Annotated in this window: 11 protein-coding genes and 2 tRNA genes; 8 read left to right on the top strand and 5 right to left on the bottom strand. The window is 47.3% G+C overall.

Translation table 11 applies throughout. The features are described from left to right. Positions 1–138 precede the first annotated feature (138 nt). Positions 139–1,272, bottom strand: coding sequence for an AI-2E family transporter (locus JGK11_RS18315; RefSeq protein WP_293179855.1), 1,134 nt, complete (start codon positions 1,270–1,272; stop codon positions 139–141). 518 nt (positions 1,273–1,790) lie between these two features. On the opposite strand from JGK11_RS18315, the gene JGK11_RS18310 reads away from it, so the two are divergent. The 3 genes from JGK11_RS18310 (at position 1,791) to JGK11_RS18300 (ending at position 7,450) form a co-directional block, all read left to right on the top strand. Next, complete coding sequence (locus tag JGK11_RS18310; RefSeq protein WP_293199152.1) at positions 1,791–3,578, top strand: efflux RND transporter periplasmic adaptor subunit; 1,788 nt, start codon at positions 1,791–1,793, stop codon at positions 3,576–3,578. 429 nt (positions 3,579–4,007) lie between these two features. Further along, the gene (locus JGK11_RS18305) at positions 4,008–7,118 is read left to right on the top strand and encodes an efflux RND transporter permease subunit (protein ID WP_293212424.1); all 3,111 of its coding nucleotides are present in this window, start codon (positions 4,008–4,010) and stop codon (positions 7,116–7,118) included. Between the two features lie 260 nt (positions 7,119–7,378). After that, positions 7,379–7,450: transfer RNA gene (locus JGK11_RS18300), tRNA-Gly, on the top strand. Between the two features lie 169 nt (positions 7,451–7,619). On the opposite strand, the gene JGK11_RS18295 is transcribed toward JGK11_RS18300, so the two are convergent. Both JGK11_RS18295 and JGK11_RS18290 read right to left on the bottom strand, forming a co-directional pair. Then, positions 7,620–7,898 carry a flagellar alpha dynein gene (locus JGK11_RS18295; RefSeq protein WP_293212423.1) on the bottom strand — a complete coding sequence of 93 codons (279 nt, stop codon included), beginning with the start codon at positions 7,896–7,898 and terminating at the stop codon, positions 7,620–7,622. Positions 7,899–7,930: 32 nt separating this feature from the next. Continuing rightward, positions 7,931–8,260: a hypothetical protein gene (locus JGK11_RS18290; RefSeq protein ID WP_293212422.1), complete on the bottom strand. Its 330-nt coding sequence runs from the start codon at positions 8,258–8,260 to the stop codon at positions 7,931–7,933. Positions 8,261–8,598: 338 nt separating this feature from the next. Between JGK11_RS18290 and JGK11_RS18285 the strand changes: the two genes are divergently transcribed. The 3 genes from JGK11_RS18285 (at position 8,599) to JGK11_RS18275 (ending at position 11,021) form a co-directional block, all read left to right on the top strand. Continuing rightward, positions 8,599–8,907 carry a hypothetical protein gene (locus JGK11_RS18285; RefSeq protein WP_293212421.1) on the top strand — a complete coding sequence of 103 codons (309 nt, stop codon included), beginning with the start codon at positions 8,599–8,601 and terminating at the stop codon, positions 8,905–8,907. Then, positions 8,900–10,339 carry a transposase gene (locus JGK11_RS18280; RefSeq protein ID WP_293212420.1) on the top strand — a complete coding sequence of 480 codons (1,440 nt, stop codon included), beginning with the start codon at positions 8,900–8,902 and terminating at the stop codon, positions 10,337–10,339. Before JGK11_RS18285 ends, JGK11_RS18280 begins: the two co-directional genes overlap by 8 nt. A 271-nt stretch (positions 10,340–10,610) precedes the next feature. Further along, entirely contained in the window at positions 10,611–11,021 is a 411-nt protein-coding gene (locus JGK11_RS18275) for a hypothetical protein (protein WP_293212419.1), read from the top strand. A 159-nt stretch (positions 11,022–11,180) separates the two neighbouring features. Here the strand turns inward: JGK11_RS18275 and JGK11_RS18270 are convergent, their stop codons facing one another. Then, the gene (locus tag JGK11_RS18270; RefSeq protein WP_293212418.1) at positions 11,181–14,057 is read right to left on the bottom strand and encodes a DUF3854 domain-containing protein; all 2,877 of its coding nucleotides are present in this window, start codon (positions 14,055–14,057) and stop codon (positions 11,181–11,183) included. A gap of 797 nt (positions 14,058–14,854) precedes the next feature. Beyond that, on the bottom strand, positions 14,855–16,090 hold the full coding sequence (locus JGK11_RS18265; protein ID WP_293212417.1) for a tyrosine-type recombinase/integrase: 1,236 nt from the start codon (positions 16,088–16,090) through the stop codon (positions 14,855–14,857). Positions 16,091–16,171: 81 nt separating this feature from the next. Between JGK11_RS18265 and JGK11_RS18260 the strand changes: the two genes are divergently transcribed. Further along, a tRNA-Gly gene (locus tag JGK11_RS18260) sits at positions 16,172–16,263 on the top strand. Between the two features lie 54 nt (positions 16,264–16,317). Next, positions 16,318–17,265, top strand: a complete 948-nt coding sequence (locus JGK11_RS18255) for a rhodanese-related sulfurtransferase (RefSeq protein WP_293190927.1) — start codon at positions 16,318–16,320, stop codon at positions 17,263–17,265. The last annotated feature ends 98 nt before the right edge of the window (positions 17,266–17,363 follow it).

Below are 17,363 nucleotides of genomic sequence, written 5' to 3'. Positions count from 1 at the left end.
AGCCGGAACCCTTGTAGGGAAAAATTAAAATCAGACTATTCATTACTCCAATCCTCTTCCTTCCTTTGTCAACTGTCAACTGTCAACTGTCAACTGTCAATTGAATGAAGGACTGAAGTCCTTACTACAAACCTTAAACTATTTTTTTTCATCGGCTACCAAAATTATTCTATTTTCATTTTCGGCAATTTTCCCCAATTCCTCGCCGTTAAAAGGATTGTAGAAAAACGAACCTGTTTGCGGAGGTAATTTGGGATTGAGTACAATTTCCACGATACTTTTGACCACCCCAGTCAGGGGAATTGCCAGGATAACTCCTAACAATCCTCCCACTCTACCTCCTAAGAGCAAAGCTGTAAAAATAATTACCGGACTCAACCCCGTGAGATTGCCCATAATTCGGGGTGCTACTAAATTATCCTTGATTTGCTGGAGACCGATCGCAACTGCCAACACTTGGAGCGCCAGCCACCAATCGATAAACGCTACAATTATACTAACAGTGCCGATGCCCAGCGTCGCTCCGATAAACGGAATTATTTCTGTCAATCCGATAAACACGGCAAACAACAGAAAAAACGGCACTTGCAGCCACCAAAAAGCCAGAGTTAGCGAGGTCGCCATAAAGAGTCCCAGCAATAACTGTCCCGAGACAAATCGCTGGAGGTTTCGCTGCAAAGTATCTGTGAGAACATAGCGAATATCCGGCGAAAAAATGCTGGTCAAACCCTGCCAAACTCTTTGACCGTCTAGCAGCATATAAAATGAAATTACCAGGATAAAAATTAAGTCGAGAAACCAGTTAACTGTACCGACAACTAAGCCTAAACTTGTACCTGCGATTGCTTGTACTTGTTCCTGGACTTTGGCTGATAACTGCTGTTCCAATATTTGCACGTCAAATGGTAAATTGCGATCGGCACTCCACGCTTGAAATTCGCCTAACTGCTGCCGCGCTGACTCCAGCAAGTCCGGGAACCTCACCCCCAACTGTCTCGCTTGACTGAATACGGGCGGTACAATAGTTAAACCGATGACTGCGACTACCACACCCGCCATCAAATAAACCAGCCCCGCAGCTATTCCCCGCGGCAAAAATACTTGCAGTCTGATTACTGCATAATTTAATAAGAATGCAATCAGTCCCGCTGTTACTAAAATGCTGACCAGTTCCCCAACATAATTGATAGCAGTCAGGGTAAACCATCCAGTCACTAGCACTAGCAACCAAGTAATTAGAAACTGTTGGACGGGAGTAAATACACTATTCATTGTGATTTTATCAATTAAACTGGCATAAGTTTTTTAGCTTCTGTGCCGTATTATACAACAAAGATATAGCAATCCTAAATGAATCGTATTTTTTTTACCCCACCCCAACCCTCCCCTTAGTAAGGGGAGGGAGTAAGAAGAAGTTCACAAATGATTTAGGATCGCTATATTAAACTATAGATTAGCAATAATCAGTTCAATATTAGATTAAATTCTTTTGGCAGTGATGAATTGGTGATGGTAAAAACGCTCTGGGACAGAAAATCTGAGTCCGATCGCCCTGCAAGCGATCGCAAATCGCGCTAAGATTACTCTGCCTCAAAATCCCGATCGAGTCAAAGGTCGATCGCACAACCTCGGATCGAAATCGCGATTATCAGGTGAAATGGCGCCACACTCACCCACAAGGAGGAGGCGCGACCGATCGCACGCTCAGCTAAAATAAATTAGATATTAAAACCGCAATCTTTCTTTACAATATCAAAAACCCCAGGCTCAAACCGGCGGGAGGAACTACCGTGACGAATCAAGTTTTTTCAGAAGCAGAAGAACAGCAACCGCTTGTCCCCGTGCAGAGCGGGCGCGACAGCAAATCAGCAGTGGATGCGCCTGAAACTGGCATCTCAGATACCTCTCGCTGGCACTTCTCCTCTGAAGAAGATGAACGAGAAATAGCCTTAGAAGTTCCAGACGAACAATCAGAAGTTTCCGAAGCTGAAGAACCAGAAGTTCCTCCCAGTAAAGGACTCAGGTGGCCGACGCTGTTGGCGGGCGCAGGGATTGGCGTAGCTGCAACGCTGCTAGCAGTACACTTGACTGCGGGCCAGAAGAGCGCGCGTCCCCCAGTTGCAGCCCCAGCGGCGGCTCAGCAGGGGACGCATCAGACGGTGACAGTGGCTGCTGTGGAATCGGCCGAGGTGGCTCAAACTCTGGAAGCGACGGGGACTGTGGCGCCCTACGATTTGCTGCCGGTGCTGCCGCAAGCCAACGGTTTGCAAATCAAGCAGGTTTTGGTAAAAGAAGGGGATGCGGTAGAAAAAGGTCAGGTAATGGCGGTTTTGGATGATTCGGTGCTGCGATCGCAAATTGCCGAAGCCACTGCTAAGGTAGAATCGGCAGATTCTACGGTAGAACAAGCGCAAGCTCAGGTGCAACAAGCCCAGTCAGCCCAACAAGAAGCCCAAGCCGGCGTTGCTCAAGCCCAAGCCGGCGTTGAAAAAGCCGTCGCTGACGCAGCGCAAGCCAAAACGGGCGTGGGCCAAGCTCAAGCAGGTGTCGAGCAAGCCAAAGCCGGTGTCGAGCAAGCTAAGGCGGGGATTGCTTCTGCTGAGGCTAAATTAGCTCAAGCTCAAAGAGAAGTAAATCGCACCCAAAATTTGGCTTCCCAGGGAGTAATCAGCCAGCAAGATTTGGAAAAGCGCAAAACCGAGCGAGATACTGCTGTTCAAGATGTGAACAAAGCTAAGGCTGATTTGAATAAAGCTTTGGAAGAACAGAACAAAGCGGCGGAAGAAGTGCGATCGGCTCAAGCTAAAGTAGCTACAGCAGAAGCTAATATCAGTACGGCGAGAGCGGCCCTCAGCAGCGCCCGCGCTAAGGTGAATACGGCCGGCTCTGCTGTCAGCAGCGCGCGCGCAAATGTCGGGAACAATGCAGCAGGTGTTCGCAGTAATGATGCGCGAGTGAAACAGTTGCAAACTCAACTCGAACAAACAATTGTCCGAGCGCCGGACAGCGGTATTGTATCTGAAAGAATTGGTCGAGTTGGTGATGTTTCTTCGGGAAGTCAAAAACTATTTTCGATTATTCGAGGAAACAAGCTGGAACTGCAATTAAAAGTACCGGAAACTCAGGTTTCTCAAGTGCAGCCGGGAACGGCGGTGCAGATTACTTCGGATTCTGATAAGCGGATTAAGTTGTCGGGAACTGTGCGAGAAATTTCGCCGTTAGTTGACCCGCAAAATCGGCAGGCTACGGTGAAGATTGATTTGCCGACAAGTGAGTTTTTGCGATCGGGAATGTTTTTGCGCGCCTCGATTTCGACGGCGACGGCTCAAGGTTTGAAAGTCCCTGCTAAGGCTATTTTACCACAGTCTGACGGCAGTTCTATTGTTTACAAACTTGTAGGCGAGGACAAGGTGCAGGCTCAACCTGTGGAAGTTGGAGAGATTACTGGGGGCGCGGTTGGTGATTTGACGACTGCTCAGGTTCAGATTAAAAAGGGGTTGAAGGCAGGCGATAAAGTGGTGGTTGCTGGGGCTGGTTATCTTAAGGATGGCGATCGAATTAAGGTCAGCAGTCAGTAGGCAGTTGGCAGTTGACAGTTGACAGTTGTAGGGGCAGTGCCCCCGTGCCGGCCCTCTTAGTTGGCAGTTGGCAGTTGACAGTTGACAGTCATTATTTATTGTAGGGTGCGTCAGGTGAGAATTTGGCGACGACAGACTAATAATTTTCCACGCTAAGCACCTTACGATTTGTTAGTTACTATATATTTTAAGAGGGCTAAAGCCCAACAACATACCTCATCTTTCTGAGAACCGCTATAGATTTTTGGAGCGGGCTCTCCGGCCCACTCCACAAGAATTTAAAGAAGAATAAGATTAGTTAGTTAGTAGATATTTGGAGCGGGCTCTCCGGCCCACTCCACAAGAATTCCAAGAAGAATAACTATATTACCAATGACCAATGACCAATTCCCCATTCCCCATTCCCCATTCCCATTCCCCATTCCAATTATGTCTTTTAATATTTCGGCTTGGTCGATCAAACAGCCTGTCCCGACGATTGTTTTATTCTTAATTCTGACAATCGGGGGATTAGTATCCTTTCCGGTTTTAGGCATTGATGATTCACCGAACATCGATGTGCCTTCAGTTTCCATATCTGTCAGCCAACCGGGGGCAGATCCAGCCGAACTTGAATCTCAAGTTACGAAAAAAGTAGAAGATTCTGTGGCGGGTTTGGGCAATATTGACCACATTATTTCTACTGTTAATGACGGTTCTTCTAATACTACAGTTAACTTTTTGTTGGGCACAAATAGCGATCGCGCTACGAATGATGTCCGAAATGCGATCGCCCAAATCCGTCAAAGCCTGCCCCAAGACATCAACGATCCAGTCGTCAAGCGGGTGGAATTTGCCGGTAGTTCCATTATGTCCTACGCCGTCGTTTCCGATCGCCAAACCGTAGAACAGTTAAGCGAATTAATCGACCAAAACATCAGCCGCGTCCTGTTGTCGGTCAAAGGTGTCGCTCAAGTGCAGCGAATTGGAGGCAGGGACAGGGATATTCGAGTTGATTTAAACCCCGAACAACTGCAAAGTTTGGGGATTACAGCTACCCAAGTTAACGACCAAATTCGCAATTTTAACATCAATCTTCCCGGTGGCAGAACTGAAATCGGCAATTCCGAGCAAACAGTTCGCACCATCGGCAGCGCCAAAACTATCGAACAGTTGAAAGCTTATCAAATTACTTTACCAAAAGGCGGTTTTGTGCCGCTTTCCAGTTTGGGAAAAGTTGACGAAGGCTATGCAGAAGCGCGTCAGGGTGCGCGGCTCAATAACAAGCCTGTTGTAGCTTTTGCTATCCTCCGCAGCACCGGCAGCACTCTCGTGACTGTGGAAGAAGCGGTGCGGGCAACTGTTAAGAAAATGGAAAAAACTTTGCCGCCGGATGTCAAGCTTGAACTTATTTATACTTTAGCAGATCACATCCGAGATTCCTATGAAGCTTCTGTTGATGCTTTAGTTTTGGGGGCGGTTTTAGCGATTGTCACGATTTTTATATTTCTGCGGGATTGGCGGGCGACTTTGATTGCTGCTGTGGCTTTGCCGCTGTCGGCAATTCCTACTTTTGCTGTGCTGAGAATGGTAGGATATACGCTTAACGGCATGACTTTGTTGGCGCTGTCGCTGGTGGTGGGTATATTGGTCGATGATGCGATCGTCGAAATTGAAAATATTGAACGGCACGTCGGGATGGGGAAAACGGCTTATCAAGCTGCTTTGGATGCTTCTGCTGAAATTGGTTTAGCTGTCGTTGCTACCACGATGACGATTGTTTCGGTGTTTGCGCCGGTGGCTTTTATGCCGGGAATTCCTGGTCAGTTTTTTCGACCTTTTGGCGTGACGGTTTCGGCGTCGGTGTTATTTTCGCTGTTAGTAGCCCGCACTGTGACTCCGATGATGGCGGCTTATTTATTTAAGGAGAAAGGACATCATGAGGAACTTAAAAAAGACCAACTTTCTTATCAGTACCGCCGACTTTTGACTTGGGCTCTGAAGCATCGGGCGATCGTCCTAATTTTAGCTGTTGCTTTATTTTTCGGCAGCGTTCAGTTAATTCCTTTCATTCCGACTGGGTTTATCGATCGCGATGATACCGGACTTTCGACTGTTTCCATTGAATTACCGCCCGGTTCCACCTTGTCACAGACAGATTTAGCAGTGCAGCAAGCAACTAAATTATTGCTCGCCCATCGGGCCGTAAAAAGCGTTTTGGAGACCGAAGGCGCTCCGACAGTATCCGGGGGGCCAGGTGGTGGCGGAGGGGGCGCTAGTGGCGTAAATACAGCCAGTCTGTACGTGAAATTGAAACCCGCCAATCAGCGGATCGGACAACAGAAGTTTGAGGAGGAAATGCGGCCGAAACTTGCCGATGTTCCCGGTGTGCGGCTGAGTTTTGCTCAAGGGCGTGTGGGCGGTAGGAAGCAAATGTCGATCGTCCTCAAGAGCGAAAATGCGGAGGCTTTAACCAAAACTGCGGAAACTCTGACGCAACAAATGAGGCAACTTCCGGGACTGATTGAGGTACAATCTAGCGCGAGTTTAGTCAAGCCGGAAATTTTGGTAAAACCCGATCCAAATCGGGCGGCGGATCAGGGAGTTTCGGTGCAACAAATTGCTCGCACTGCTTCTTTGGCAACGATTGGAGATATTGACTCAAATCTTGCTAAGTTTGATTTGCCCGATCGACAAATTCCGATTCATGTGATGTTGGCGCCGCAGTTTCGCAGCGATATCGAAACAATTAAGAATCTGCAAATACCGGGTAAAAATAATACTTTAGTACCGTTGAGGGCAGTGGCGGATATTGCTTTGGGTAGCGGGCCTTCTCAGATCGATCGCTATGACAGAGCTCGTCAAGTATCTGTAGAGGGCAATTTGTTGCAAGGTACGACTTTAGGAGAAGCTGTTGCTGCGGTGAAAAAACTGCCTGCAATGAATCCTTTACCCCCTGGCGTGGAACAAGAATCTTCGGGCGATGCAAAAGTTATGCAGGATATTTTCAGCGGTTTTGCGGGGGCCTTGGGAACGGCGGTACTGTTTATTTATGGTGTGTTGGTGCTGTTGTTTGCCAATTTCTTGCATCCGGTGACGATTATGGCGGCATTACCTTTATCTTTGGGTGGCGCGCTGTTGGGACTTTTGGTAGGACAAAAATCTCTCGGTTTGTACGCTTTGATTGGTGTAGTGTTGCTGATGGGAATTGTGACGAAGAATTCGATTTTGCTGGTTGATTACGCGATTATGAATCAGAAGGAAGGCGAACCGATGTATGAGGCGACGCTGGATTCTGGTGTAGCGCGGTTGCGGCCGATTTTGATGACAACGATCGCCATGATAGCTGGGATGGTGCCGATCGCGCTGGGAATTGGCGCGGGATCTGGGGTGCGGAGTCCGATGGCGATGGCGGTAATTGGCGGTTTGATGACTTCTACGCTATTAACTTTGGTGGTAATTCCGGTGGTTTATACCTACATGGATGGCTTGCAAGTCTGGATTTTCGATCGGGTGCGGGGGAAGAAAAGAGGCCAAGGGCGATCGAATATCTCCGGGTAGGGAAACGGGCACTGCCGTCTCCTCCTGCGTCAGGAGAAGGCTTTTGGAGTGTACGGTGCGTCAGATCTCAGGTTTGTCCGAAAAATTCCGGCGATCGAGACTGACGCACCCTATTAATTTTGCCGCCATGGGCGATCGGCAACCCCAAAAAATAATTCTCAAAATCATTGACTCAAAATCACAAAATCGTCGTATAATATTTATCTAGTCATGGTTTACCGCAATCCCTAAAAAGTAAAAGCCAGTAAAACAGACTAAGCGCGGGCGTAATTCAGTGGTAGAATGTCAGCTTCCCATGCTGAACGTCGTGGGTTCGAGTCCCACCGTCCGCTTGCGCGAACAATATTTAAACCCTTGAGAAATCAAGGGTTTTGGCGTTTTTAGGGCTTGACCTCTGTGGTTGCACAGGATGTTTTTGGAGACAAACACAGAGTTTTTGGAGACAAATACAGGGTTTTTCAGGGTTGTTTGGAGACAATTTGGAGACAAAATTGGAGACAATTAAGTCCCTAGTTCCGCCAATACGTCCAACACTGCTTCCATATCAGCCAAGTCCGCCCTCGACTTTTTACGCCGCGCTTTTAACTGGTTGAGCAAGTCGGCCGGCTCTGGAAATTCTGCGACTGCCGGAGCTGAATTTTTATTTTCAGTGCGATCACGTCGCATTTTCTTGAGCTCTTGCTCCAACATCTGCACCTTCAGCACTAAGTCGCCGTTGCGCTCGTGTAACTGATTCAGTTCTGTATCCCATTCTGTAAGTTGCTTGTTGGCCGCTTTCAAATCTTGCCTGAGCGATTCATTGTTGCCATCGCTCAGGCACTCAATTTTCCCAGCCGTTCCTCAATGGCGGCCATACGCTCCATCACGGGGTCAAGACTTGTACTTACAACCTTGTCTACAATGTCTACAACATCTGTAGACGCGACGCTATCATTGCTTCGTGTAGACAAGACTGTAGACATTGTAGACACAATATCGTTACTTGCTGTAGACAGTGTAGACATCGCTGTAGACGTGCCTGAGACTTCCTTGAGAATGCGTTGTGCAGCTTGACTTACCGACTCACCCTCTAGCCTCTGAGCTTCTATCCAGTTCAGGAAGTGACCGGAAGCTCTGAACGATACAACTTGACTTTGACTCATTGTAGACACCTGTATACATTATTTGTCTACAATAACTGATAACTGTCTACACTGTCAACAATTTGTCTACAGAACTTGTAGACACGAAAATCCCCAGTTAAGGGGGATGAGATTGAGCCGTCAGAAAAATAGCCGCCACCACGTTGATCTTGCGGTGCGGGCGACTTTGCCGTTTCCATAAGATGAAATTTAATAATTATTCTTGACAAGTGGCAGTGAAGCTGCGATCGTAATTGGTAAGGAAGAATTGATAAGCGCGGTCAATCCGGTGTAATCAGCACCGAATCGACTACGACTTCCCCAAACCGTTTTCAACCAACGTTTGGAGCAAAATTATTATGTCACCAGTTGCAGGTCAATCGCCAGATTCAGGCGACAAAATTTGCATTGACCGTAAAACACTCAAGCAATTACTTGTGCTTGCTTGTCGCTCTACGGATATCCTCGTTAACATCCGTCACCGCGAAATTTTTCTTGACTCGCTTGATACTTATTTGAGCGAAGCAACCGAGTTTGACGCTGACGATTGTTTTCGCGCTTCCTTACTCTTGGAGTCTTACTACGAATATGTTTCGCCTAGCTTGGCTCAGCTTGGCGATATTTTGGATGAAGCTTTTGAACTAATACAGGCGGTTGAGCATGACTAAATCTTTTACTAAAAGTCGTCTCACCTGTCTCAAGGAACTAGCTGCCGATGCTGGACTGACGGCTGAGGATGCTCGACAGTTTGGAAAGTTGACCGTGATTGCTACTTGGGAAGCGTTGCTCAAAGCTAACAATGATGCTCAACCGCTTGACACAAAGGACAAGCTTCAACTTAGAGTTCTTGGGTTGGACGTTTGTAAATCCTCTGTAGTTGGTTGCTTGCTGACCGAACGTCCTGACCGACCGCGCGACTCTTACCATTCTTTAGAGTTTTTCACTATCAAAGCTGATGCTGCTGGCATTAAGCAGTTGCTCGAACTCAAACCTGATGTAGCGCTGATGGAACCTACGGGGATAAATTACCAGCGGCTTTGGGGAACTCAACTAGCAAAAGCTGGCGTTAAAGTCTGTCTTGTGTCAAATAACCGACTTCCCGCTTACAGGAACACTCTTGACCTTCCTGATAAAGACGATGAGGTAGACGCCCTCGCCCTTGCCTGTTATTACTTCGATTACCAGCATTTACCCCGGCGGTTTTTGCAAGTTCGTGACACTACTATCGTCAGGGTTCGTGAGTTGTGTTTTCGCTTGTCCCATTACAACCGCGTTCAGTCCCCCATCATCAACAGGCTGCGTCAGGACTTGGCTTGGCAGTTCCCGGAAGTTATGAACGTTCGTTCTCTTTTGGGCGCAAGCGGAGATTTGCCACCGTTACTGTGGGGATGGATTTCAGAGCAGCGCAATTCCGCAAAATACGATCGCCTTTATGCGACCACTGTAGGAAGTGGGCTCATAGATGAAACTAGGTTTGCTGCTAAAATGCTCTGCGACCTCCAGCTCCAGGAGCGAAAAATTGAACTTGAACTTTTTGAGTTGGTTAATTCTGATATGCGGTTTCTACCTTACCGTAAAGTTTTTGCTCAGTTTGGTTTTGGACTTCGTGCCCAAGCATTGATTCTTAGCCAAATTTACCCAATTGAAAACTTTTTTGGAGATAACGGTGAGCCTGAAATTGTGATTTCAAGGGGTCGCAACTCCAAGAAACCCACCAAAAAGCGCTATAGCGAGCGTCGTTTTATGAAGACTTTGGGTGTAGCTCCAACTCGCGCGTGGTCAGGTGACGAGCAGAAAAAATCTTACCAATCCGGTAGCGATGTTTGTCGGGTAGCTCTTTGGCAGTGGATTTTTACTAGGATTGAACCGAGTCGGTCTCGTTTGTGCAATCCGATCGGCGAGAAATTGTCCGCTTATTATGTGGAATGCAAAAATCAGAAGCAGCCAGTTAAACTTGTGCGATCGCGTTTGGCAGCTAAAGCTGTTCGGATGCTTTGGCGAGAATTGGTTAGAGAAATTACTGGTTGCATTGGTGTAGACAGCGTAGACAGTGTAGACACAATTGTAGACATTGTACTAGACCCAACACTAGACAACTAAGGAAGCGATCGATTGAGAACGTGGGCCGGGGGGGGAGCCGGCTATGGCCCGCCCCCCCGGCCGCGACAGGTAGAGTTTGAGGCGCCGCAGGCAAGGTGACACGGGGGTGAAAATAACCGGGTCGAGTAATACCCGGTACAACAATAAAGAAATAAATAAATGTTGGTGGTAGAAATGTTATGGATAGTAAGGTGTAGCCATTTTTGATGGTGTTACACTTTTTAGTGTGAATGTAAAGAAAGGTAAATACTGTTACATTACTAGCTTAAATATGAAGAAAAGTAAACGGAATCTTGGTTTAAATCGGTTGGGTGTTCGTTGGTCTTGTAGATGGAAACATGGGCGCACTAAATTGGTGCGGCTGCCTGTTGCTTTGCTTGATGAAATTTTGGAAGTTGCGCGATACATGGATCGGAATGAAGGACGATTACCTCCGTCTGCTCCTCCAATAATTACTGTGGGTCATCCTCCTCATCCTTTGTCGCCACAAGAATTGAAAGAATTTTTTGTTCGCCAGCGCGCTCAGAAGCTTTTAGAGCAAGATATGGATGAGCAAGAGTGGGTCAGCGACAATACTTTTAAGGATTTGCCAGGTTCTTCTGTTGCAGGAGCTATTGATTTTGATGAATTTTTTGAGCTGCAAGACCAAGAACGACACGACAGTTATTTTCTAGAACCCTAGCGGGATTTTTCTGATGGCTGCGACAGTTTAACGGGCTAATGTAGGGTTTCCGTTCAGCCGTCAGAAAAATAGCCGCCACCACGTTGACTTTGCAGTGCAGGCGACTTTGCCGTTTCCATAAATGGTTGCGCCTATCATTTATGGAAACGGTGTCAGGGCTTACATAGGCATCAACTCTTCAGGTCTAAACCAAGTCGTGAAACTGCCGTCAGGTTTCTTGCAAGCAATTTCAATACCGTGGTCGCGCTTAATCTCAGTAACAACCAAGTCAACACCAGAGTAGTGTTCTATTGACACTGGTCTGTCGCCAACATAACGGACACGCACACCGACGGTTTTGACTGCGGTCATTTTGAGTTTGCCAACACGGGCATTTTCTTTTTTCGTTAGGGCGGTCTTTACCTGTTCCCGCACTTGGGCGTCGTCTCCGAGAGCCTGCTGTATGTCCGCCCAAGTTTTAGCTGCTTTTACTTTGGCGACTGCTTCAACCAATTTTGACAACTTTTGCAGCTCGCTGGCCGTAAATTGAGAAAGTAAATTACACACTTCCGCAAAAGGTGAGGAAATTGGGTTGCCAGGGTTGCCAGCGCTCTGTGTAAGGGTTTGTGGATTGCCAACTGGGTTGCCAGTATTTTTTGGCAACTCACTTGGCAACCCTGTATTCCTTGCTGTGTCTACTGGCAACTCTGGCAACCCAGTTTTTTGAGTTGCTACGGAATTTTGCACAAGTCCAATTCCAAGCAAGTATTTTTGCCCTCTCCGTTCCATTTCATCGCGTCCGTCGTAACGATGAATTTGTACTTTAGGGAAAATCTCGCACAACCTTGCATACAACTGGTTTATAGCCTTTACGGGGGCATCATACTTGTTAGAAAGCTCGTTCCAAATCAATTTGGGCTTTTTCTTTTCGCCACTGTCCTCAATCTCTAAAATTCTAGATTCCACATACCAGTCCTGTAACTGTTGCCACAAATCTGTAACCCAAACACGCCCACCAGTCTGAACCTCCAAACCAACCTCGCGAGCAAACTGCCACAAGTGCCGACTTTCCTCCTGAGCTTCCCGCATCGCATCACGGGTTGCCTTGTAGTCAATACCTTCAGCTAGTAACAGTGGCAACCGCTCCAGCATCTTGTTAAGCATCGCCGGCGCAATCCGCTCAAGAATAAAGTTCTCGTCATCCTTAAAACGCGGGTCAGCTTCCAATTCGCCCTGAGACGGGTCAGCGTTGCGCTTGTAGGTTTTTTTGAAACTCAAAATGCCGTAGCGGTCATCAATTGCAGCCGTTCCTCCGGTGATAGAAGGTAGTTTGTTACAGTTGGCAAAAAACGTAGCAACCGGCTTATATTCGTAGCTGTCTTTACCTTTGGGTTCAATATCAAGAGGGTCGCCAGTAATGAACTGCTTAAGACTCTGAATGCCGTCTAGGTTTACTTTTGAAGTATTTTCGGAAGCCCAGTTGCAGACACCCCCTAGAATACCCGACAGATTAAACTTGCGGCCACGATCGTAGGACTGGAAATCTGACAGTGACTTGCCAGTCATTCCCCGCCCGAATACAGTGGCCAACACAGCCCGCAGCGTATCCTTGCCGTTAGACCCCTCGCCGTAACACAGCAAACCTTTAACGCCCCGTCCCGTCAACTTCGAGCGCACCAGTTTCAGGTTCAATGCAGCAGCGGCAGTTCTCAGGAATATCTCGCGCTGTGCCGGCTCAAGACACTCCAGAAGGCGATCGCAATCTCTCGCATCAATGTCGGGGTCATACGTGCAGCCGACATAGGTATAGATATTTTTGGGGTCATGTAGAACAAGTGAGTGAGAGCCATCAGGATTGATTTTCACCACCCCCTTAGTAGTGTTCAACCCATCAGGATTGATAGTATTGGGGTCTACTGCCACAGCCGAGAGCATATAAGTGTAGACCTCATTGAAACTGGCAGAGTTAGCACGGTTGCAACGATATTTCCCCTTTACCAATTCAGAGTAGGTGCTCAACCACTCAAGGATGCGTCGCTTCTCGGTAGCTTCCGGTCGCAGCTCGTAATGAGTCCCGGTGAACTCAAAAAGCTGTCCTGCTATCGACGCCCAAGGCGTGCCAGAATACAGCGCCTCGACAGCTTTTTGTACATAATTTTGCTCTGGAGTCGGCGCTGTGTCTGGTATGTAGTCGCTTTTACTACTGTCATACTTCTGGCATACTACTTCTTCTCGCGTACGCGGGTGAGGAGTTAGAGAAATATTAGGGTTTGAAGTGTCATTTTTGCGATCGCCTTTCTTAAGTTGTTTCTCCCACTTATCTAGGGTTGACGCGCTTGTTACAGCATCCTTGAATGCCTTTCTCCCTTTAGCTTTGATGAAATCGTCCATCCCTTTAGACTCGGTATCCCAAACAGTGATGTGTACCTTACACCCACACTCAATTAACAAGCGGCCAAACTTCAAAATGGCTGCACGGCAAGATGGATTGGCCGCATAGTCGGAGTCAAAGTCTATGTAGTGGACGGTTTCGGGTTCTGCCCACTCCTTCACAAAGTGCGCTAGTTTCCCATCTTTGCCCCAGTTCCACACACCTGTTAGGGCAATGGTTGCAAGCCCAATACTCAACCCAGCCCCAGCTTTCTTAGTTCCCTCAGTCCAATGGCGAGGGATGGACTTATCAGCGTGAACTTTTGCCCAGTAGTCTTTATCGGGCATGGCAAGGAATATGGGGTCAGGTTCCATGCCACTACCTGTGAGGTATTTGCGGGGCTTAGAACCTTCTGGCTGATGTGGCTTGTCTGGCTTGCCTTGTCCGTAGCAATTGCCCATTCGCGCACCCGTCCGCCAGTTAACGCCACGACACCACCAGCCCCCCGTTTTAATGGGTTCTTTTGGACGGATGCGCTCGTTGAGTTCTTTGACCGTCAGCGATTCGATGTTGAGGGAGGCGATCGCTTCTGATACTGTTGAACCTTCAACCCATTCAGTCAGGTGCTTCGGGATGAAAGCATTAAATTTTGGAAATGCACAATTTGATGTATCATTTGAATACATGGATTTAGCCCGTCTTTTGGACAGGTTGAACGTTTATAGGTTCCAAAAAGCCGTTGCAAGTCAGGTTCCAATTGAAGAGCAGCGGTTTTTTGGTGTTTGTGGGTTTTGAGATATGGCTAAAATTTGGAACCTAGCTCTTGTTCACTGTTGCATCCTTGGTACGCGCAGCCTGCGTAGCTGCCAGTTTCCCGGACTCTGCTTAGATCCGCCCTCCCGCATGACTCTACTTTGGAAAGATTCCCGCTGAAATTGACTTAAGGATATTTCAAAAACCCACTCAAGCCGAACATCTTGCGCCTACTCTTTCTGGTTCCAAAGCTTTTTCTCGGTCTTAACGGCCGAGAGTCGCCTATAGATTAAGCTGCGTCGCCACAGCCTGGGACTCCACCAATCGCCTATTTGGTCTTAACAGATAACCTAAAGCACCCTTGTTTCTAGGGCCACCCTTGCGGGGCTAGGAATGATTACTTGTTTTGAATTTTACATCAAGATTTGTTTGGTTGTTGCTTTTTGCTTCTTAACACCGTGTCACCAGGGCGCGGTTGTGACTCAAACGTAAAGAGTTGCAACTGTCCGCAGGGACAATTGCTTGAAAGTGTCATAATTTATTGGCTCCAAACGTTATGTGAAAACGGTTTGGGGAAGTCGTGACTTGGTTAGCGGGCTCAATCGCTAGTCAGTCGCGCATCAATCTTCCTTAGTTACTCACGATTGCAGGTTTGCAGCCACTTGTCAACACAGGGATTGTAAAGTTCTGTGTCGCAAAAGTTGCCCATAGAATCAACATATTAACAGTATCAAAGCGGGCGTAAATGCTCTAAAATCTTGCCGTCTAAATACACAGCATTAATCACTTTCTCAGACGTATCACACCATTTAGCAACAACCGCACTCGGCACACCCTTGCCAACTTGTTCGCTGATAAAAGTATCCCGACAAGAATAGGGAGTAGTGGTTTTACGATGTCCTTCAGCCTCGCGATTTTTCTCAGTAATTGGGTCAACCAACTTGTGCCAAGTGCGGATAGTGAAATTGCTGTAATTAATCGCCCCGCCCTTTTTGGGTGAAGGAAAAACCAGACTGTTTTTGTCCGTCAAGTTTTCCGGCTCAAGGTTTCTTAAGAACTCGCTTAATTCCTGATTACAAGGGAACCTACGACGCTTGTTGTTTTTACTACCATCAACCCTAGTCTCTATCCCGCCCGGATGCTGCACACTGCCGTTAAACACAATGTGAGAAAAGTCGGAGGCAATATCGCGCCACCTCAAGCCAACAGCCTCAGAGGGACGGCATCCAGTCATGAACCAAAATTGCACCAAAGGGTAATAAAAGCAAAGCTTCTGCCCTCCATAGCCCCTACCGTTCCAAGTCCCCTTGTGGTTTTTGAAAGCCTCTAATACCAACGCCTTTTCTTCTGGACTAAAAGCGTTCGGTTCGGGGTCACTTTGCCAGTTGTGTTTTGGTAAATCCGCAGCCATCCCTTTAAACGGGGAGACGCGCAACCCGCTGATTATTTTAAATTTAATCCCCCATTCAATCGCTGCATTCACGTAAGTCAAAACTCGCTTGGTCATACTGTTAGTAGTGTCGTCAAGCAGCCACGCGCGTAATTGCAAAGCATCATCTTCGGACAAACTTTGGTAGGGACAGCGGTCAATATAAGCTTGAATGCTGGTCACTAAATAGTGAAAAGTTGTGGCCTTGACAGCAGGTTTTTTGAACTCTAGATATCTCTCAAACAATTTAGTTAAAGTCAGTTCTGGCTTGGACTTGAGAGTCTCAATGACGGTCAAGTGAGTTTGCGACTTGTACTTTTTGAGGGTAGGGTCAAAACGCTCGAACTTGATATCAGATTCAATCAGTTGGGCTTTAGCTTGTGCCAGTTCCCAGTTTTCAGGGGTGTCAGACAGGTTCAGGTACAGGTATTTACGATCGCCCCCGTAAATCTGGCGGGGCAACTGCAAGCGCAGTCTACCACTGCGAGTCTGGACAACTACCGCTCCTTTTTTAGCCCTAGTAAGGGGATGGGTCATGGTAAAATTTCAAAAGCAACAGGACAATGCTAGCAATTTGGAGACAAATTGGAGACAAAATTGGAGACAATATTCAGTGCGGGGGATGTAAACCTTTGCCAGTATAGGGTTTCCTGAGTTATGCCTAGTGCTTCCCATGCTGAACGTCGTGGGTTCGAGTCCCACCGTCCGCTTTAACTGAATTTTCATATTTATATGAAAATCAATTAGTGCTATCAATTCGATCTATGGCTAATTTCTTAACCGCTGCATTATATAAATTCGTTGAACTATCCGATTTTGCCGAGCTGAAAGCACCGCTAATCGATTGTTGCAATAAAAACAACGTCAAAGGCACCATCTTGTTAGCAGCCGAAGGCATCAATGGTACGATCGCCGGTTCATCCGAGGGCGTGCGCGCAGTGCTGGCATTCTTGCGTAGTGACGCGCGTTTTGCTGATTTGGTTCACAAAGAATCTTTCTCAGAAAAAGCACCGTTTTACCGCCTAAAAATCCGCTTAAAACGCGAAATCGTCACGATGGGAATACCCGATATTAATCCATCTCTCATGGCTGGCAAATATGTCAAGCCCGATGAGTGGAATAAGCTGCTTGACGATCCTGATGTTGTCGTAGTTGATGTGCGTAACGACTACGAAGTATCTATGGGTACTTTTGCAGGCGCTATCAATCCCAAAACCAAAAGCTTTTCCGAGTTACCTGAATGGGTGCAGCAAGAAACTGCTTTGCGCGATAAACCCAAGGTGGCAATGTTTTGCACGGGTGGCATTCGCTGCGAAAAATCTACTGCTTTTTTGCGATCGCAAGGTTTTCAAGAAGTCTATCATCTCGAAGGCGGGATTTTAAAATATTTGGAAACGGTTCCGGAAGCAGAAAGTCGTTGGGAAGGTGAATGTTTTGTCTTTGATGAACGGGTTTCTGTTGTTCACGATTTAAAACCTGGTAACTATGAACTTTGTCGCGGTTGTCGTCACCCGATTAGTGAGGAAGATAAGGCTTCTGAATTTTTTGTCCTGGGCGTGAGTTGTCCTCATTGTCATGACTCGAAAACCGAAGCTAAAAAACAAGCTTTATTAGAGCGGCAGCATCAGATTGAGCTTGCTAAGCGTCGCAACGAAGTACATATGGGCGCGTGCTATGATGCTAAGGAAAAATCCGATGGTGCGATCGACTAAAAGGTATGTTGTTGGGCTTGAGCCCCAAGAGCGCTGAAGCGCAACTACGTACCAAGAAAGGTATGTTGTTGGGCTTGAGCCCCAAGAGCGCTGAAGCG

This window comes from Microcoleus sp. PH2017_34_RAT_O_A (assembly GCF_020737885.1).
Taxonomy (GTDB): domain Bacteria; phylum Cyanobacteriota; class Cyanobacteriia; order Cyanobacteriales; family Microcoleaceae; genus Microcoleus.
This window is presented reverse-complemented; position numbering and strand designations above follow the sequence as displayed.